The 18,997-nt window shown below is 68.0% G+C and carries 12 protein-coding genes and 1 pseudogene; 5 read left to right on the plus strand and 8 right to left on the minus strand.

The window, feature by feature from the left end; all coding sequences use genetic code 11:
* The first annotated feature begins 52 nt into the window (after positions 1-52).
* The gene (locus ACYX7E_RS08900) at positions 53-895 is read left to right on the plus strand and encodes a 2,3-dihydro-2,3-dihydroxybenzoate dehydrogenase (protein ID WP_462080210.1); all 843 of its coding nucleotides are present in this window, start codon (positions 53-55) and stop codon (positions 893-895) included.
* A 37-nt stretch (positions 896-932) separates the two neighbouring features.
* On the opposite strand, the gene ACYX7E_RS08905 is transcribed toward ACYX7E_RS08900, so the two are convergent.
* The 3 genes from ACYX7E_RS08905 to ACYX7E_RS08915 all read right to left on the minus strand — a co-directional run bounded on the left by ACYX7E_RS08905 (position 933) and on the right by ACYX7E_RS08915 (position 3,922).
* On the minus strand, positions 933-2,270 hold the full coding sequence (locus ACYX7E_RS08905; protein WP_462080211.1) for an NTP/NDP exchange transporter: 1,338 nt from the start codon (positions 2,268-2,270) through the stop codon (positions 933-935).
* An 83-nt stretch (positions 2,271-2,353) separates the two neighbouring features.
* The gene (locus tag ACYX7E_RS08910) at positions 2,354-3,328 is read right to left on the minus strand and encodes an aldo/keto reductase (RefSeq protein WP_462080212.1); all 975 of its coding nucleotides are present in this window, start codon (positions 3,326-3,328) and stop codon (positions 2,354-2,356) included.
* Between the two features lie 147 nt (positions 3,329-3,475).
* On the minus strand, positions 3,476-3,922 hold the full coding sequence (locus ACYX7E_RS08915; RefSeq protein WP_462080213.1) for a VOC family protein: 447 nt from the start codon (positions 3,920-3,922) through the stop codon (positions 3,476-3,478).
* A gap of 243 nt (positions 3,923-4,165) precedes the next feature.
* On the opposite strand from ACYX7E_RS08915, the gene ACYX7E_RS08920 reads away from it, so the two are divergent.
* Positions 4,166-5,938: a serine hydrolase gene (locus ACYX7E_RS08920; RefSeq protein ID WP_462080214.1), complete on the plus strand. Its 1,773-nt coding sequence runs from the start codon at positions 4,166-4,168 to the stop codon at positions 5,936-5,938.
* Positions 5,939-6,925: 987 nt separating this feature from the next.
* Here ACYX7E_RS08920 and ACYX7E_RS08925 read toward each other — a convergent pair.
* From ACYX7E_RS08925 to ACYX7E_RS08940, 4 genes and pseudogenes are all read right to left on the minus strand, one after another.
* Complete coding sequence (locus ACYX7E_RS08925; RefSeq protein WP_462080215.1) at positions 6,926-7,192, minus strand: hypothetical protein; 267 nt, start codon at positions 7,190-7,192, stop codon at positions 6,926-6,928.
* Between the two features lie 37 nt (positions 7,193-7,229).
* A complete protein-coding gene (locus ACYX7E_RS08930) occupies positions 7,230-9,584 on the minus strand; it encodes an FdhF/YdeP family oxidoreductase (protein ID WP_462080216.1) in 2,355 nt (784 codons plus the stop codon).
* A 116-nt stretch (positions 9,585-9,700) separates the two neighbouring features.
* Positions 9,701-10,525: pseudogene (gene fdhD / locus ACYX7E_RS08935) on the minus strand (formate dehydrogenase accessory sulfurtransferase FdhD); the annotation flags it as partial.
* Positions 10,526-10,595: 70 nt separating this feature from the next.
* Positions 10,596-12,284, minus strand: coding sequence for an OFA family MFS transporter (locus ACYX7E_RS08940; protein ID WP_462080217.1), 1,689 nt, complete (start codon positions 12,282-12,284; stop codon positions 10,596-10,598).
* A 290-nt stretch (positions 12,285-12,574) separates the two neighbouring features.
* Here ACYX7E_RS08940 and ACYX7E_RS08945 point away from each other — a divergent pair, with 290 nt between their 5' ends.
* Both ACYX7E_RS08945 and ACYX7E_RS08950 read left to right on the plus strand, forming a co-directional pair.
* The gene (locus ACYX7E_RS08945; protein ID WP_462080218.1) at positions 12,575-13,648 is read left to right on the plus strand and encodes a substrate-binding domain-containing protein; all 1,074 of its coding nucleotides are present in this window, start codon (positions 12,575-12,577) and stop codon (positions 13,646-13,648) included.
* Between the two features lie 209 nt (positions 13,649-13,857).
* Positions 13,858-14,805, plus strand: coding sequence for a carbon-nitrogen hydrolase family protein (locus ACYX7E_RS08950; RefSeq protein WP_462080219.1), 948 nt, complete (start codon positions 13,858-13,860; stop codon positions 14,803-14,805).
* Positions 14,806-15,023: 218 nt separating this feature from the next.
* On the opposite strand, the gene ACYX7E_RS08955 is transcribed toward ACYX7E_RS08950, so the two are convergent.
* On the minus strand, positions 15,024-16,832 hold the full coding sequence (locus tag ACYX7E_RS08955) for a DUF885 domain-containing protein (protein WP_462080220.1): 1,809 nt from the start codon (positions 16,830-16,832) through the stop codon (positions 15,024-15,026).
* A gap of 312 nt (positions 16,833-17,144) precedes the next feature.
* Between ACYX7E_RS08955 and ACYX7E_RS08960 the strand changes: the two genes are divergently transcribed.
* Complete coding sequence (locus ACYX7E_RS08960; RefSeq protein WP_462080221.1) at positions 17,145-18,788, plus strand: TldD/PmbA family protein; 1,644 nt, start codon at positions 17,145-17,147, stop codon at positions 18,786-18,788.
* The last annotated feature ends 209 nt before the right edge of the window (positions 18,789-18,997 follow it).

An 18,997-nucleotide genomic window follows, 5' to 3' on the forward strand; every position in this document is an offset into this window, starting at 1 on the left:
ACAAAGGCGGAGTGGCATCCTGCCGCTCCCGATTCAACCAGGGCGGGACGCGATGCAACTGACGGGATTCGACAACAGGATCGCCTTGGTCACCGGCGCAGGCGGTGGCATCGGTGCCGCGCTGGTAGCACTGCTGCGCGCCAGCGGCTGCACCGTGGTCGCGACCGACCTGCAGGCGCCTGCATTCGAGGTGCCTGCGTTCGAGGCGCCCGCCGTGCTGGCGCGTCCTCCTGACGTGCGCGCTGCTGACGAGCGCGATACCTCGCGTCATGCTGCGGCTGCGGTGCATGCTTTCGCACTCGACGTCACCCGCAGCGAGGACGTCGATGCGCTGCTTGAGCGCGTGGAACGTGAGATCGGCCCGATCGACATCGGCGTCAATGTCGCCGGCGTGCTGGCGACCGGTCGTGTCGACAGCACCTCCGATGCCGACTGGCGACAGGTGTTTGCGGTCAATGCCGACGGCGTGTTCCATGTCTCGCGCGCGCTGGCGCGGCACATGTCGCCGCGCCGACGTGGCGCGATCGTCACGGTCGGCTCCAATGCCGCCGGCATCCCGCGCGACGGCATGGCGGCCTACGCGGCATCGAAGGCGGCGGCGACGATGTTCACCCGTTGCCTGGGGCTCGAACTGGCGCCGCTGGGCATCCGCTGCAACATCGTCGCACCGGGGTCGACGCTGACGCCGATGCAGACCGGCATGTGGCACGACGAGCAGGGCGAGCAGCGCGTCATCGATGGCCTGCCCGAGGTCTACAGGACCGGCATCCCGTTGCGCAAGCTCGCCACGCCTGCCGACATCGCCAACGCCGTGATGTTCCTGCTGTCCGACCAGGCCGGCCACGTCGCACTGGCGGACCTCTACGTCGACGGCGGCGCCACCCTGCGCGGCTGAGCCGGCAACGGAAAGCCGGGGCAGGTGTCTCCCGGCGTTATCCTTCCGCCTTCGGCGTTCTTCGCTGCTGCTGGCGGCCAAGCCACAGGCCCAACGCTGCCCAGACCAGCGCGAGCGGCAGCACCACGCTGGCCAGTCCGGCCAGGGCAAGGCCGAGACGTCCCAGCAGGCCTTCGGTCTGCGCGCCGACCACGTCGCCGACGCGATAGACGAAGGTGTCGATGAAGGCCTTGGCCTTGTATTTGTCTTCGCGGCTGACGACGGTGTACAGGGTTTCGCGGGCCGGACGCGTGATGCCGCGCTGGAAGGCGCGGTTGGTCGCCTCCAGCAGGATCAGTACGACGAACGATCCATACGCGGCCAGGCCGATGAAGCCGATCGCGGTCGCCACCGGCAACAGCGCCAGCGCGAAGCCGAGCCCGAAGCGCTTGATGATCTGTCCGGTCAGCGTCAGCTGCAGCACCAGCACGGCGACCTGCGTCCACATGTCGATGTTGCCCAGCAACGCGGCGCGGGCATCGGTGTCGGCTTCGGCCGCGGCCACCATCTGCAACCGCGTGAAGTAGATGAAGGTCGCCATGATCGTCATCAGGATCACGTAGCCGGCGATCCCCATCAGGTAGGGCGACGAGAACACCGCGCGGATGCCGGCCCAGGGGCTGCCGCCGATGCGCTCGTGTTCCTGCGGCACCTGCGCTGCCGGCGCCTCATCGGTTGCCGTCGAACGCTGGCGCTCGCGATCGGGCTGGATCAGCACCAGCAACCACGCCGAGACGATGCCCAGGCCAAGAAAGGCCGCTGCGATCAGCAGCAGGCTGGGCGTGCCCAGCGGCTCGGCGAGTTGTGAGGTCAGCCAGGGCCCGAAGATCGCACCGAGCGTGCCGCCGACGGCGATCAGGGCGAAGAAGCGCTTGCTCTGTTCGCTGGTGAAGCGGTCGGCGAGCAGCGCCCAGAACACCATCGTCACGAACAGGTTGAAGACGCTGAACCACACATAGAACACCTGGCCGCTGCGCTCGCCGACGGCCTGCGGCGCCAGCAACAGCAGCGCCCAGAAGCCGACCAGGCTCAACGCGAAGAACGCATACGTCGCGGAAATGAAATGCAGCCGGCGGAAGCGGCTGACCAGCCAGCCGAAGACCGGATTGACCAGCAGCGTGGCCACGGCGGTGCCGATGAACAGCCAGCGGATGCTCTCGATGCCGCGCTGCATGCCCAGCGCGTCGCGCGCCGGGCGCAGCAGCATCAGCGCAGTCAGGATGAAGAAAAAGAACAGGCTCGCGATGATGACCGGAGCGAGCTCGCCGCGACGCAGATTGAAGACCTGCTGCAGCAAGGCCGGTCGCGCGCGTTCGCGGGGCGTCGGGCTGGACATGGTGCGATGGATTCCTGTGCGGTTGAAAGAAGACCGGGTCAGCGTCGACGTTCTCCGACCCCGGTGTGCACGGTACGCCTGGATCAGGCGAACGCGGCGATCAGTTCGTCCTGTTGCGCCTGGCTCAGCAAGGCGCCGGTACCGGCCTTGAGCTGGTCGGCCTGACGTTCGGGCTTGCCGGTCGCGGGGATCACCGCGGTGATCGCCGGATGGCTGATCGCGAACTTCAGGAACATCTGCGACCAGGACTCGACACCCACCTCTGGGGCCCAGCCCGGCAGGTCGCGCCCGCGCACCTTGGCGAACAGCTTGCCATCGTCGAAGACGCGGTTGGCCAGCACGGCGACACCGAGCTCCTGCGCGGCCGGCAACAGCGAGCGCGCGGCCTGCGGCGCATTGACCGAATAGTTGATCTGGATGAAGTCGGGCTTCTCGGCGCGCATCAGGCGCTCGAGCTCGGCGTGGCCGCTTTCCAGGTAATGGGTCAGGCCGATGTAGCGGGTCTTGCCCTGTTCCTTCAGCGCACGCGCGTAAGGCCAGGCCTGCGCCATGTTGCGCAGGTTGTGGATCTGCAGCAGCTCGACCTTGTCGGTCTTCAGGCGGCGCAGGCTCTCGGCCCATTGCGCTTCGATCGCCGGCTGGCTGTCCTCGGCGATCTTGGTGGCCAGGAAGCAGCGGTCGCGCCAGCCGCCGTCGGCGAGCAGCTCGCCGAGGATGGTGTCGGCGTTGGAATAGTTGGGCGATACGTCGATCAGGGACGCGCCCGCGCCAAAGAAGATTTTCAACACGTCCTTCAGCGCCTCGTACTCGGGCGATCCGGACGGGACTTCGAAACTGCCCGAGGTGCCCGCGCCGATGACCGGCAGCAGCTCGCCGCTGGCGGGGATCGCACGCGTCAGCAGCGGGCCGGTGAACGGCACGACGTCGGCGATGGCGCCGGTGGGTTCAGCGCGCGGCCGCTCAGGGGGCGGTTGCTGGCTGCAGGCGGCCAGCGGCGTCAGCGACAGTCCAGCGGTGGCAAGGCTGGCGAGGGCGAGGAAATCGCGTCGGGAGGTCATCGGGCAGGGCTCCTGTGGTGTGGGGTCGTGCGTCGGTGAGGGACGGGTGTGGCGGCGGGTCGGCGGGGCGGGCCAGCGGCAGCCCCGGTGGAACGATGGTGCGGGTGAAGCGACGGACCGGCGGCGCCGATCGCGTTGCCTGGCGGCTCAGCCGCCGGCTTCCTTCCATGGATCGTAACTGCCGAACCACCACAGGTGGCCCTCGGGATCGCGGCAGGAATAGCCACGCCCACCGTACGCCTGGTCGCTGATGTCCTGGACGACCACCGCGCCGGCGGCGACGGCGCGGGCGTAGTGGGTGTCGGCATCGCGGACGATCACGCAGGGGCTCTGTGTCTGGCGATCGCCGACGTCGCCGGGCTGCACGATCTGCCGGCCCCATTCACTGGCGTTGTCGGTCGAGCCCAGCATGATCATGCCGTTGCCGAACGTCAGTTGCGCGTGGTGCACGATGTCGCCCTCGGCATAGACCGCGTGGCGCTCGAAGCCGAATGCGCGGCACAGCCAGTCGATCGCGGCCGGGGCATCGCGATAGCGCAAGCAGGGGATGATCGTCGATACGGTATCGGCGGCAAGGGATGCGGGAGCTTGCATGCGGCTGTCCTCCGGGCTGACGGGCACACGGGGTGCCAGGCGGGTATGCGCGGGTACGCGCGATGATCTGCGCACCCGGGTTCGCGGGGGGAGCGGCTCCAGCAAGCCGTTCCTGCGCGGTAAGAACCTGTTCTAAGCGCGCCCAGCTTAGCGCGACCGACGGCCTCGATGCCCGCAACGGGGGTGGAGACGGCCTGCCGTCATGGCAAACGGACGCCCGGCGCGCTGCCCGGCGCCGCTACAATGCCGGCTCGAATGGCCTGCTGCCGTCACCAGAGACAACAGCCGGTGACAACAGCCGGCGACAGCCGCCGGCGCCAACAACCAGATCCAACGACTTCGGGAACGTGCATGAACTTGGCAGCGTGGGGAATGCGGTATGGCCTGGTGGTCCTGCTGGCGGCGTCGCTGCCGTATGCGACTGCCAAGGCCCGCGAAGTGGTCGGCGACATGCAGCGCAGCGTGGCGACCACCACCGCGATCGACTGGCAGACCTTCGATGCCACCGTCGAGCACGCCCGCAGTACGTTCGATGTCCCCGGCATCGCGATCGCGGTCATCAAGGATGGCAGGATCCTCCATGCGCGCGGTTACGGCGTGCGTGAGATCGGCCGGCCGGAACCCGTGGATGCCGACACCCTGTTCGCGATCGCATCCAACACCAAGGCCTTTACCTCGGCATCGCTGTCGATCCTGGCCGACGACGGCAAGCTGAGCCTGGACGATCGCGTCATCGACCACCTGCCGTGGTTCCGCATGGGTGATGCCTATGTCACCCGCGAGATGCGCCTGCGCGACCTGCTGGTGCACCGCAGCGGGCTGGGCCTCGGCGCCGGCGACCTGCTGTACTGGCCGGAGACCACCTACAGCACGCGCGAGATCGTCGAGCGCCTGCGCGACGTCCCGGTCACCGGGGGCTTCCGTACCCAGTACGCCTACGACAACATCCTCTACGGCGTCGCCCAACTGGTCATCGAAGCCGCCAGCGGACAGACCTATGCGCAGTTCCTGCAGTCGCGTGTGTTCGATCCGCTGCAGATGCGCCATACCCGCTTCAACAGCGACCATCTGCGCGACGACGACACCAATGTCGCCAGCGGTCACGCCAAGTCCGATTTCAGCAGGCTCAGCACGGTGCCGAGGATGAGCTGGTCCAACAACGCCGGCGCCGGCGGCATCTATTCCAGCGTCAACGACTTGGCCCGTTGGATGCGCGTGCAGCTCGATGGTGGCGTGATCTCGGCCGGCGACGGTCCGGGCAAGGAAACGCGCCTGTTCAGCGCAGCGCGGCAGAAGGCGATGTGGTCGCTGGTGACGCCGATTCCGATCCCGGAGCCGGCGGTGCCCGAGCTCGTGCCGATGCGCCCGAATTTCTCGGGTTACGGCGAGGGCTGGAGCCTCAGCGATTACCGCGGCCGCAAGCTGGTCTGGCACACCGGCGGCTGGCCCGGCATGGTGTCGCGGCTGACCCTGGTGCCGGAAGAAAAGCTCGGCATCGTGGTGTTGACCAACCAGGAAGTTGGCGCTGCGTTCCATGCCGTGACCCTGCATGCGCTGGACCTGATGCTGGGAAGTGCGTCGGCCTCATCGGTCCCGGCGCAGACCGACTGGATCGCGGCCTACGCCAAATCGCTGACGGCGACCCAGGGCAAGGCCGAGGAGAGCTGGCGCAAGCATGTCGACGCGCGCGATGCGAAGTCGCGGCCGTCGCTGCCGCTGTCCGGCTACGCCGGCACCTGGCGCGATCCCTGGTACGGCGACGTCATGCTGCGCCAGAACGGACGCGCGCTGGAGATCCAGTTCGCGAAGACCGCGCAACTGCTCGGCGATCTTGAACACTGGCAGCACGATACCTTCATCGTGCGCTGGCGCGATCGTGCGCTGAACGCCGATGCGTTCGTCACCTTCACGCTGGACGTCGACGGCAAGCCGCGCGAGGCGCGGATGCAGGCCATCTCGCCGCTGACCGATTTCAGCTTCGACTTCCAGGACCTGCGGCTGACGCCGGTGAAGTAGGCGCGGTTTCCGTCGCCCATCGGGATACCTGCGTGGGTGTGTCCGGTGGGGCGATGGATACAGCGGGAGAAGCGGATGCCGTTTCCGCTCTTGTTAATGCGGGATAGGAGAAAAGCCCTCAAAGCCTGATTACTGATGCCGGAACCGCAGCGACGTGTCGGGCTGGGGCTGCTCTTCCCTCGGTCAGGGTATCCTGCCCTGACTCGGGCGCACGCCATCCATGGCGTGTTCGACGCAGCCTCCGCCCGATCCGCCACTGCCGCGAGCGTCAGGATTGCGGCGTCGGTGAAGTTTTCGACGTAGGCCCCGTCGAAGACATTGGGCCATCCGAGATCAGAACGTCGCCTCGGCCGGGGATTGCGGAAAGCGGGCCATGGATGGCCCGCGGCGGCGAGTCAGCCTAGGGTGAGCAGGGGCTGCTTGCGCGGCATGCCGCGCAGCCCATGCGAACGCCCGGCGTGCTGCGCCGGCCCGGACCGGGCCACACAGCGGCACGGGCTGACCGAGCCGAGTAGCAAGCCCTGGGCGCGGCGACGCGGGCTCCGAAGCCGAAAACGTGTCTGCTTTGCTTCGCTTGGAAGAGAAAAGGGCAAAAGCCGGATCGGCGGTGCTGGATCTGCAGCAGCGTGTCGGGCTGCGGCTGCTCTTCCCTCGGTCAGAGCATCCTGCCCTGACTCGGGCGCACGCCATCCATGGCGTGCTTGGCGCAGCCTCCGCCCAACCCGCCACTGCCGCGAGCGTCACGATGGCGGCCTCGGCAAGTTATCGACGCATGGCCCCATCGAAGACGCCGGCCCATCCGACGCCAGAACGTCGCCTCTGCCGGGCATTGCGGAGAGCGGGCCATCGATGGCTGAACGAGCCGACCAGCAATCCCTGGACGGGGCGATGCGGCTTCCGACGCCGATGAAGCCCCACTCTGGGACGCGACTGAGACACTTCCCTCACATCGGAGAAGCCGAAAAGGGCGCGTATACGTAGCCGCGGCTACGGTTGCGGCGGTGGCCCGGCGTCGTGGGCCGCACGACCGCGATCGGTCAGCAGCGCCAGCGTGCGCTCGCCGTCCTCGACCGTGCGCACCCAGCCGGCACCGGGCACGCCGCCGATGCTGTCCTCGCACAGCCAGGCGAGGGTGCGCATCAGCACGCTCATGCGCACGCCCAGCCGCTTGCACAGCCGTGGCAGCGACATGCCGGCAGGGTGCGCAGCCAGTTCGGCCAGCAGCGCGAGCGACAGCGCGGGGTCAGCAGACACAGTGGGTACGGTCGACGGACAACATCAGCCGGCAGCGTCAGCGGACGACGGCGGCGGGGATGTCGCGCTGGCGCGGCGCCTGCGCATCGGTATCGGGCACATGCGCGGTGACGATGACGGGCACGGACTTGGACGTCGGCGTGCGCGACTCGTCGGCAAAGCTCGACAGCGGCACCAGCGGATTGGTCTCCGGGTAGTACGCGGCCAGGCAGCCGTGCGGGATGTTGTATTCGACCAGCAGGAAGCGTCGCGCGCGGCGGCGCACGCCATCGTCGCAGAGGCTTTCCAGGTCGACCCAGTCGCCCGCCTTCATGCCCAGCGCGGCGATGTCGTCGGCGTTGGTGAACAACACGCGGCGTTCGCCGAAGACACCGCGGTAGCGGTCGTTGAGGCCGTAGATCGTGGTGTTGTACTGGTCGTGCGAGCGCGTGGTGGCGAGGTTGAATACCGGCTGCGTGCCATGCGCACGGCGTGCGCGGTGGATCGGGTTGTCGGTGGGCACCGGGCAGGCGAAGAACACCGCCTTGCCGGCGGGGTTGGCCCACTTGCGGTCGCGCGCGCCGTTCGACAGCTGGAAGCCGCCGGGGACGCGCACGCGGGTATTGAAATTATGGAAGTCGTCGAAGGTCTTGGCGATCAGTTCGCGGATGCGGTCGTAGTCCTCGACCAGCCAGCGCCAGGGCAGCTTGCTGCGCGCGCCGAGCGTGGCCTCGGCCAGGCGCGCGACGATCGCCGGTTCCGACAGCAGGGTGTCGGAGGCTGGCGGATTGATGCCCGACGACAGGTGCACCATGCTCATCGAATCCTCGACGGTCACGCCCTGCGCGCCGCCGGCCTGCATGTCGATCTCGGTGCGGCCCAGGCAGGGCAGGATCAACGCTTCCTGGCCATGGATCAGGTGGCTGCGGTTGAGCTTGGTGGTCACGTGCACGGTCAGCGCGCAGTTGCGCAACCCGCGCGCTGTGGCATCGGAGTCGGGCGTTGCGACCGCGAAGTTGCCGCCCATGCCGAAGAAGGTCTTCGCGCGGCCGTCGATCATGGCCTCGATCGCCCCCACGGTGTCGTAGCCGTCCTCGCGCGGCGGCTCGAAGCCGAACACGTCGCGGATGCGGTCCAGGAACGCGGCCGGCGGCTTCTCGTAGATCATCATCGTGCGGTCGCCCTGCACGTTGCTGTGGCCGCGCACCGGGCACGGGCCGGCGCCGGGGCGACCGATGTTGCCGCGCAGCAGCAGCAGGTTGACCAGCATGTTGATCGTGGCCACCGAATGCTTGTGCTGGGTGATGCCCATGCCCCAGCAGATGATGACCTTGCCGGCCTGCAGGTAGAGCTCGCCGGCGCGCCGCAGCTGGGCCTCGTCGAGCCCGGACTCGGCGATGATGGTATCCCAGGATTCTGCCTGCACGTCGGTGGCGAAGGCTTCGAAATTGCTGGTGTGCTCGGCGATGAAGTCCAGGTCGAGCAGCGATGGCGCGCCGTTGCCGGTGGCTTCGATGTCGCGTTCGAGGACGTGCTTGATGATGCCCTTGACCGCCGCGAGGTCGCCGCCGATCTTGAGCTGGAAATAGTCCGACGAAATCTTCGTCGAGCCGTAGGTCACCATCTCCAGCTTGTCCTGCGGGTCGGCGAAGCGCTCGAGCCCGCGCTCGCGCAGCGGATTGAACGACACGATCCTGGCGCCGCGCTTGGAGGCCTCGCGCAGCTCGCCGAGCATGCGCGGATGGTTGGTGCCCGGGTTCTGGCCGAAGATGAAGATCGCATCGGCGAGTTCGAAGTCGTGCAGCGACACCGTGCCCTTGCCGACGCCGATCTGCTTCTTCATCGCGGTGCCCGACGATTCGTGGCACATGTTCGAACAGTCGGGGAAGTTGTTGGTGCCGAACTCGCGCACGAACAGCTGGTAGAGGAACGCCGCCTCGTTCGAGGTGCGACCGGAGGTGTAGAAGATCGCCTCGTCCGGCGACGCCAGCGCATTGAGGTGGCCGGCGATCAGCGCGAACGCATCGTCCCAGCGGATCGGCACGTAGTGGTCGCTGGCGGCGTCGTAACGCATCGGCGTTGTCAGCCGGCCCTGGTTCTCGAGCCAGTGGTCGCTGTATTCGGACAACTGCGCGACGCTGTACTGCGCGAACAGGTCGGGACCTGCGCGGTGCCGGGTGGCTTCGGCGGCGACGGCCTTGGCGCCGTTCTCGCAGAACTCGAAGGTCGAGGTGTGGTCGCGGTCGGGCCAGGCGCAGCCGGGGCAGTCGAAGCCGTCGGGCTGGTTGGCCTTCAGCAGCGTCTTGGCGCCGCTGACGGCGATGTCCTGTTCCAGCAAGTGCTTGGCGACGCTTTTCAGCGCGCCCCAGCCACCGGCGGGGCCGTCGTACTTGCGGATCGTGTCGTTGCTCATGGCGTGGTACTCCTGCCTGGGCGCGGGTGTGCCGGTGCCAGCTGCGTCGGGGCGGAATCGTGCGGCTGCATGGCCGCCTGGATCGATTCCTGCCCGGTCGTGGCCGGTTCCGGTAGCAGTCGCTGCGCGTGGGTGTAGATGGCATGCCCGTCGTTGCGGGCAAATCCGATCAGGGTGAGGTGGGCGCGTTCGGCCAGCGAGATCGCCAGCGCCGTCGGTGCCGACACCGCTGCCATCAGCGCGATGCCGACGCTGGCGGCCTTCATCGCCATCTCGTAGCTGGCACGGCTGGTGACGACCAGGAAGCCGCTGGCGACATCGACCTGGTCTGCAGACATGGCGCCGATCAGTTTATCGAGCGCGTTGTGGCGACCGACGTCCTCGCGCAGCAGCTGCAGCTCGCCGTCCCGTCCGGCCCAGCCGGCGGCATGGGTGGCGCCGGTCAGGTCGTTGAGGGCCTGCGCCGCGCGCAGACCGTGCAGGGCGCGGCGCAGTGCGGCGGTTTCGATGCGGATGTCGGTCGCGATCGGCGGCGGATAGCGCAGCGCGGTTTCCAGCAGTTCGCTGCCGCAGACACCGCAGCCGCTGCGTCCGCTCATGCTGCGACGCCGCTGCGCCAGCGCGTCGGCACGTGCGGCCGGGATGCGCAGGCCGATCTCGATGCCTTCGATGAACGGCTCGACGCGTTCGACGACCACATCGTCGATGCGCTCGACGATGCCTTCGCTGAGCGCGAAACCGCGCGCGAAATCCTCAAGGTCGGCGGGCGTGGCCATCATCACCGCGAACGGGACGTCGTTGTAGACGAACGCTACCGGGACTTCCTCGGCGATGTGGTCGTCCAGCAGATGGCGGTTTCCGTGGCGCCAGCGCTCGACCGGCCGCACCACGCTGCCCGGGGAGGAGGCGGCAGCGGGTGGGACGGTGGTGGAACGCGGCATGGTGCGGGTCATCGATGCGCTTCTTGGGAGGCGGCCGCTCGCGGTGGTCCGTGAGGCGACCGCGGCGTGGTCAGGTGAACAGCACCAGCGCCTTCTGCAGCGTCTTCCACAGGCCCCAGGCCAGTGGAATGCCGACGGCGGCCCAGGCCAGTGCGATCAGCACGGGATTGCCGCCGTTGCCGATGCGGTCCATCTCGTCCTGGGAGATCAGCGACACGCCGCTGGCGTCGACCTTCTCGTGCGCCAGCCGCTTCTCGTGCGCCAGTTGCTCGGGGGTCATGAAGTGCTTCGGGTTCACCGGGCGCACCAGCAGGTTGCAGATCAGGCCGAGGACGAGCATGCCGGCCAGGATATACATCGTGGTGTTGTAGACCTGCGAAGGCGGCATGCCCAGGCCCAGCTGGTACTCGCGCATGTAGCCGATGACCATCGGCCCGACGATGCCGGCGACCGCCCAGGCGGTCAGCAGGCGGCCATGGATCGCGCCGACCATCTGGGTGCCGAACAGGTCGGCCAGGTAGGCCGGTACGGTCGCGAAGCCGCCGCCGTACATCGACAGGATCACGCAGAATGCCGCGACGAACAGCGCGATGCTGCCGGCGCCGCCGAGGCTGGGCGCGCTGGCGTACATCACCAGGCCGAGCACGAAGAACACCGTGTAGGTCAGCTTGCGCCCCAGCTTGTCCGACAGCGAGGCCCAGAAGAAGCGGCCGCCGATGTTGAACAGGCTCAGCAGGCCGGTGAAGCCGGCCGCGATCGCGGCGGTCATGCCCAGTTGCTCGGGCGTCAGCGCGCCGAAGCCGGCGTCCACGCCGATCAGCTTGCCGCCGAACATTTCCTGCAGCATCGGCGAGGCCATGCCGATGACGCCGATGCCGGCCGACACGTTGAGGCACAGCACCGCCCAGACCAGCCAGAACTGCGGAATGCCCCAGACCTTGCGGACGTGCACGTGGCCACGGGTGATCATCGCGTTGGTCGATGCCGGCGGCGGCGTCCAGCCCTTGGGCTTCCAGCCGGTCGGCGGCACGCGATAGCCGAAGGCACCGGACATCATGAAGACGAAATAGGCCGCGGCCATGACCAGGAAGGTTTCCATGACGCCGACCGAGGTCGGGGTCGCGAAGTGGCGCATCAGCATGTCGGCCAGCGGGCTGCCGATCAGCGCGCCGCCACCGAAACCCATGATCGCCATGCCGGTCGCCATGCCGCGGCGGTCGGGGAACCACTTGATCAGCGTCGACACCGGCGAGATGTAGCCCAGGCCCAGGCCGATGCCGCCGATGACCCCCGAGCCGATCCACAGCATCCAGATCTGGTGGGTCTTGATGCCGATCGCCGAGATCAGCAGGCCGCCGCACCAGCACAGCGCCGAGACCACGCCGGCCTTGCGCGGGCCGACCCGTTCCAGCCAGCCGCCCCAGATCGCCGCCGAGCACCCCAGCAGCACGAAGAACAGCGTGTACATCCACTGCAGTTCGCTGATCTGCCAGTCGCAGCTGGCCGAGGTGATGCGCGCGAAGAAGCCCATCTCCGGGCCGCAGGCGATCGGCGACTGGATGCCGATGGCCATCGACAGCGGCAGCCAGAACACGCTGAAGCCGTAGGCCATGCCGATGCACAGGTGGATCGCCAGCGCAGCGGGCGGGACCAACCAGCGGTTGAAGCCGGGCCTGGCGATGATGCGTTCTTTCGAAAGCAGCCCGCCCTCGCGGGCGCCGCTGACGGGGATGTCGGTGCTTGCGGTGCTGTTGGCCATGTTGCCTCCCGGGTGGATGAGTCGGCTGGAGCGTCGGCTTGAATGTCGGCTGGAGCGCTGACTGGGGTGTCGCGGCGCCTCGCGGCGCAGGGTGGTGCAGACAGGGATCGTGCGGCTGCTTATGTTCTTGAGTGCATATTAGCTGCGGCAATTTGTCGCAAGGGTAGGCCATGTTCGCCTTGTATGCGGCATCCCAATGGTCGAATATCAGGCTTTCCAGAGCATATTGAATCAGTGGCTGGCCGGCGTTGCGGCGCAGCATCGACGGCGTCGGCCTATGGAGAACGGTGATGTACAAGGTGCGGATCCATCCGCGTTGGGAGCTCGAGAACGCCGCTGGCACGCGGCTGCCCGCGCACCTGGTCGACCTGCTGGTCGCGGTGCGCGGCTCGGGCTCGCTGGCGGCGGCGGCGCGCAAGGTCGGACTGTCCTATCGCTATGCCTGGGGGCAGTTGCAGGACGCGCGCGCGGTGTTCGGCCAGCCGCTGCTGCGGATGACGCGCGGGCGCGGCGCCCGGCTGACCGCGATCGGCGAGCGCCTGGTCTGGGCCGACAACCGCATCGCCGCGCGGCTGTCGCCGATGCTCGACAGCCTGGCGACCGAACTGGAAGCCGAACTCGAGCGTGCGGTCAGCGCGCATGCCTCGCCGCTGCGCATCCATGCCTCACACGGTTTCGGCGTCGAGACGCTGCGCCGCTGCATGGCCGAGGCCGAGCTGCCGCTCGACCTCAAGTACCGCAGCCCCGACGATGCGCTGATGGCACTGCGCAGCGGGGCCTGCGACGTCGCCGGGTTGCATCTGCCGATCGGCGATCTGGAACCTGCGCTGTTCGCGCATTACCGCGACCGCCTGGACCTTGCCGACGACCGCGTGATCCACCTGGCGATGCGCCGGCAGGGGCTGGTACTGGCGCCGGGCAATCCGCTGGGCATCGAGACGCTGCAGGACCTGCAGCGGCCCGACATCCGCATGATCCAGCGCCAGCCCGGATCCGGCACCCGGCTGCTGCTGGAGGCGATGCTGGCGCGGCACGCGATCGACTTCGAGGCGATCCGCGCCTGTGACGTCGAGGAGCTGACCCATGCCGCGGTCGCCGCCTACGTCGCCAGCGGACTGGCCGATGTCGGTTTCGCGCTGGAGCCGCCGGCACGCAAGTACGGGCTGGATTTCTTCCCGCTGGTCACCGAGCACTATTTCTTCCTGTGCCACGACGACGTGCTGGCGTCGGGCCGGCTGGCCGAATTGCTGGCACTGCTGCGCAGCGACGGCTTCCGGCGCGCGCTGGGCCTGCTGCCCGGTTACGACCCCAGTTACTGCGGGCGCGTGCAGACCCTGCCCGAGGCTTTCGCCGCCGCCCGCTAGCGGTGGCCGGAGCGTCGGGGCGCAATACGGGGATCGCGTCCAGGCATCGCATCCGGGCTGGAAGTGCCAGCGACATGGGCGCGTCGCGTCGTTCCCGCTTGCGCGCGCCGGGGCGGCGGTCCACTGTGAGCCGCCCCGCCGGTCGGCCTGCGCCATCGGGCCATGACCGGCCGGCATGTTCCCTTTCTCCGCGTTGAACAGGACCCGCCATGACACGATCGATCGTTGCCGCGTTGCAGATCGGCGCCGCACCCGAAGGCAAGCAGGCCACGCTGGACCAGGTGCTTGCGTACGAGGCCGACATCCGCGCGTCGGGTGCGCGCCTGGTCGTGCTGCCCGAGGCGCTGCTGGGCGGCTATCCCAAGGGTGAGATCTTCGGTACGCGACTTGGCTACCGCTTGCCGGAAGGCCGCGAAGCCTTCGCGCGCTACCACGCCAACGCGATCGACGTGCCGGGACCCGAAACCGCGGCGCTGGCGGAGCTGTCGCGGCGCACCGGGGCCTCGCTGGTGATCGGCGTCATCGAGCGCGTCGGCGCCACGCTGTACTGCACGGCGCTGTTCTTCGATCCCGCGCAGGGCCTCGTCGCCAAGCATCGCAAGCTGATGCCCACCGGCGCCGAGCGCCTGATCTGGGGGCAGGGCGATGGCTCCACGCTGCCGGTGGTTCCCACCGCGGCCGGTCTGGCCGGCGCCGTGATCTGCTGGGAAAACCACATGCCGCTGCTGCGCACCGCGATGTATGCGCAGGGCCTGCAGATCTGGTGCGCGCCGACCGTCGACGATCGCGAGATCTGGCAGGCCTCGATGCGGCACATCGCGTTCGAAGGGCGTTGCTTTGTCGTCAGCGCCTGCCAGGTGCAACCCTCGCCGGCGGCGCTGGGGATCGATGCGCCGGGCTGGGACCGCGACCGTCCGCTGATCCGCGGCGGCAGCCTGATCGTCGATCCGCTGGGCGAAGTGTTGGCCGGTCCGTTGCTCGACAGCAGCGGCCTGGTGATCGCGGAGATCGAGACCGACCGCATCGTGCAGGCGCGCTACGACTTCGATGTCACCGGGCATTACGCGCGCCCGGACGTGTTCAGCCTGAAGGTCGATACCCGCCGCAAGCAGGCGGTGGTCTTCGAGCGCGACGACGAGGCTGTGCGCGAGGAATAGACCGCGCAAGGCTGCGTGATCGGCACATGCGCCGGGCCATGACCCTGCGTTGATCTGGCATGCGTCGAGCTTGCGTGCTTGGAGCTGGCGCGCGTCGATCTTGCGTGCGTTGAGCCGGCGTGCGTGAGCCGGCGTGCGTGAGCCGGCGTCGACCGGAATTTCAACGGCCGTTGCCGCCACCCTGCCGCATGCCTGCGCATGCGACAGGGTGCCTGCGATCACCGGATCGGTTCGTCCAGCAGCAGCTGCCGCGCGAAGCGCACCGGCGGCGCGCCCTGGGCGAGGATGCCGTCGTGGTACTGCTTGAGGTTGAAGCGTTCGCCGAGCTTGGCCTCGGCGGCCTTGCGGGCGTCGAAGTGTTCCTGCGCGCCGACGAAGTACGTCGCCAGCTGTGCCGAAGACAGCTGCGCACGCACCCATTTCCCCTCGGCCTCGCTCTGCTGCTGGAAGGTCTTGTTGACCATCAGGTCCATCGCCTGTTCCTTGCTCCAGTTGTCGACATGCACGCCCTGGTCGAGCAGGGCATTGGCGACCGAGCGCGCGTAGAACTTCAACTGCACCAGGCGGAACAGCGGATCGTTGTCGAGGTAGCCGGCGTCGGCCATCATGCGTTCGGTATAGACCGCCCAGCCTTCGGCGAACGGGCCCGAGCGCAAGACCGCGCGCAGGACCGAGGGATGGTTCACAGAATGCACGCCTTCGAGGTAATGGCCGGGCATCGCCTCGTGGATGCTCAGCAGGTGGATCATGAAGTTGTTGTACTCGCGCAGGAACGAATCGGCCTGCTTGTCGTTCCAGGCGTCGGGGATCGGCGAGATCGCGTAATAGGTGTCCAGGCCCTTGTCGAGCGGACCGGGCGAATCGCAGTAGGCCACCGCGACGCCGCGCTGGAATTCCGGCATCAGGATGATCTTGACCGGATCGTCGGGTACCGTCACCAGGTCGTGCTCGCGGGTGAACGCGGTCGCGTGTTCGAGCGTCTTCCTGGCGAAATCGACGACCTCGTTGCGGGCCGGCCTTTGCGCATAGGCGAACTCCAGCGCCGCTTCGATCGCCTGCTGGCGCTGCGCTTCGCTGGGCGCGTCGGGCGTCGCGACGGCGCCGGGCTTGTCCTTCAGCACGACCTTCGCGGCCTGGTACATCTGCTCGCGGATGTCGGCCAGCGCGGCTTCGGCGCGGCTGCGGATCTCGTCGCGCGACAGCGAGGCGTTCAATGAGAACTTCAGCTTCTCGTCGTAGCGCTGGGTGCCGATGCGGAAGTCGCCTTTGGCGTTGGGCACCAGGGTACCGTCGAGCCACTTCTGGTGTTCGCCGACGGCCGCGCGCAAGGCGGTTACGGCGGCATCCAGTCGGCTGCGCGCTTCGCCCGACAGCTGGTCGGCGTTGGGCGTGATGAAGGTATCCAGCAGCACCAGCACGCCGGCGTTCTGGCGGGCGACGGTTTCGGCGTGGATCTTCGGCACGCGCGCGGGATCGAGGTTGGCGCGCGCCTGCGCGAACAGCGCCGGCAGCTTCTCGATGCGTGCGGTGGCCGACGCCAGGCGTTCGGGCATCGGCGCGAACTCGCGCGCCATCAGCGAATAGATCGCACCGCCGGCCAGCGAGCTGTAGACCTGAGGATCCCAGGCCCAGCTTTGCAGGGTCTCGGTATCCCATAGCGCATACTGCAGGGTGTTGCGCAGGATCTGCGCGTCGACCTGGTTGTCGCGCGACAGGCGGCTGGCATCGATGGCATCGAGTTCGGTCAGCAGCTTGCGCGTGAAGTCCAGCGACGCCTGGCGGCCGGTCGCGCTGAGGTCGTCGATGTCGCCGTCGTAGCGGTGTTCGCCGATGCTGGTCGCCGAGACCGGCGACAACGCCAGTCCCTCTTCGAGGTAACGCTTGGACAGCAGGCTGAATGCGCTGTCGGCTGCTGCATCGACGCTCGCCTGCGCGGTCGCCGGCGTGGCCTCGCTGGACGGGGGCGACGGAGAACAGCCGGCCACCAGGGCCGAAGAAAGGGCGACACAGAGCACGAGCTTGCGCATGGAAGGCCTGCAACGGGAACGGAAGCCGGAAAGGATAGTCCGCGTCCGATCCCCGCGCATGTGCGGATGCACCATCGTCGGTGCGGGCCCGCAAGACCCGTGTCGGCAGTCGGACGAGGCCGCCGCGATTTGACGCTGCGGGCGCGAGTGGCAAGAATCGGGTGGTCGCCGCGTTGCCCGCACTCTGGAGCGGAGATGCATGCGGCAGGGCGATGCCATCGGTCTGTGCAAGGCGTCTGCGCGATGTGCGCGCGGGATCTCTTCCGCGAGCCCAGGCCCGATCCACTGCTGTTGTCTTCAAGGGGGAATGCGATGCAACGACGTGACTTTCTTGCGCTGGGCGGACTGGGCGTGGGTGGCGCCCTGTGGCTGCCGGGCTTCCGCGCGATCGCCGCCGAGCAGCTGCTCGCCCCCGTCGATGTCGCGCGCCGGAAGTTACTGGCCGATGCCGCGCTGGAGGCCGCGACCGCCGCCGGCGCCAGCTACTGCGACGTGCGCATCGGGCGCTATCTGCGGCAATCGCTGCAGACGCGCGAGGACAAGGTCCAGAATGTCGTCAATGGCGAGTCCAGCGGCGCCGGCGTGCGCGTCATCGTCAATGGCGCCTGGGGATTTTCGGCCACCAGCCAGTTGACGGTGCAGGGCGTGGCCGACGCCGCGCGCCAGGCGGCTGCGATCGCCAGCGCCAACGCCAAGGTCAACGTCGCACTCGGCACCGCGCCGGTGCGGCTGGCGGCGACGCCGGGCCTTGGCGAAGTGTCCTGGCGCACTCCGCTGCGCCGCAATGCCATGGAAGTGCCGATCAAGGACAAGCTCGACCTGCTGCTGTCGATCAACGGCGCGGCACTCGAGGCTGGCGCGAGCTTCGTCAACTCGCAGATGTTCCTGATCAACGAACAGAAATACTTCGCCAGCACCGATGGTTCCTACATCGACCAGGACGTGCACCGGATCTGGGTGCCGTTCACGGTGACCGCGATCGACAAGGCCAGCGGCAAGTTCCGCACCCGTGACGGGCTGTCGGCGCCGATGGGCATGGGCTACGAGTACCTCGATCCGGATCCTGCCCAGCGCTTCGAACTGCCCGGCGGCGTGGTGATGTACGGCAAGGCCTACGACATGCGCGCCGATGCCGTGGCCGCGGCCCGGCAGGCCCGCGACAAGCTCAAGGCGCCGTCGGTCAAGCCTGGCAAGTACGACCTCGTCATCGACCCGTCCAACCTGTTCCTGACGATCCATGAGAACGTCGGCCATCCCTTGGAGCTCGACCGCGTCCTGGGCTACGAGGCCAACTATGCCGGCACCAGTTTCGCGACGCTGGACAAGCGCGAGCAGGGCTTCCGCTGGGGTAGCGACATCGTCAACTTCTTCGCCGACAAGACTCAGCCCGGCAGCCTGGGAGCCGTGGGGTACGACGACGAGGGCGTGACCTGCAAGCGCTGGGACCTGGTGCGCGACGGTGTGCTGGTCGACTATCAGTCGATCCGCGACCAGGCGCATATCCTCGGCAAAACCGAGTCCGATGGCTGCTGCTATGCCGATTCCTGGTCGAGCGTGCAGTTCCAGCGCATGCCCAATGTCTCGCTGGCCGCAGGCAAGACGCCGTTGACGGTGCAGCAGATGATCAAGGACGTCGAGCACGGCCTGTACATCCATGGCCGCGGTTCTTACTCGATCGACCAGCAGCGCTACAACGCGCAGTTCGGCGGCCAGCTGTTCCACGAGATCCGCAACGGCGAGATCGTCGGCATGGTCGAGGACGCCGCCTACCAGATCCGCACGCCCGAATTCTGGAACGGCTGCGTGGGCATCTGCGACGAGCGCGATTTCCGCCTCGGCGGCTCGTTCTTCGACGGCAAGGGCCAGCCGGGCCAGGTCTCGGCGGTGTCGCATGGTTCGGCGACCACGCGCTTCAACGGTATCAACATCATCAACACCGCGCGCTCGCTGGGTTGAACTTGGCAGCGACATCGCTGCCTGCCGGGGCGCTGCCTGTCGTACCGGTGCCTGTCGTGGCGCCGGCGCAGCCGTCATGGCGCCCGGCCGGCGTCTATGCCAAAAGTCACTGGACGCTCCGGCAGGGGCCGGCAAGAATCGGGGCACCGCCGCGGCCGGCATCACGGCCGCATCCACGCAATGGATCCAGCTCGACGGGTCCGGCTCAC

It is taken from the genome of Luteimonas sp. RIT-PG2_3 (assembly GCF_054902115.1).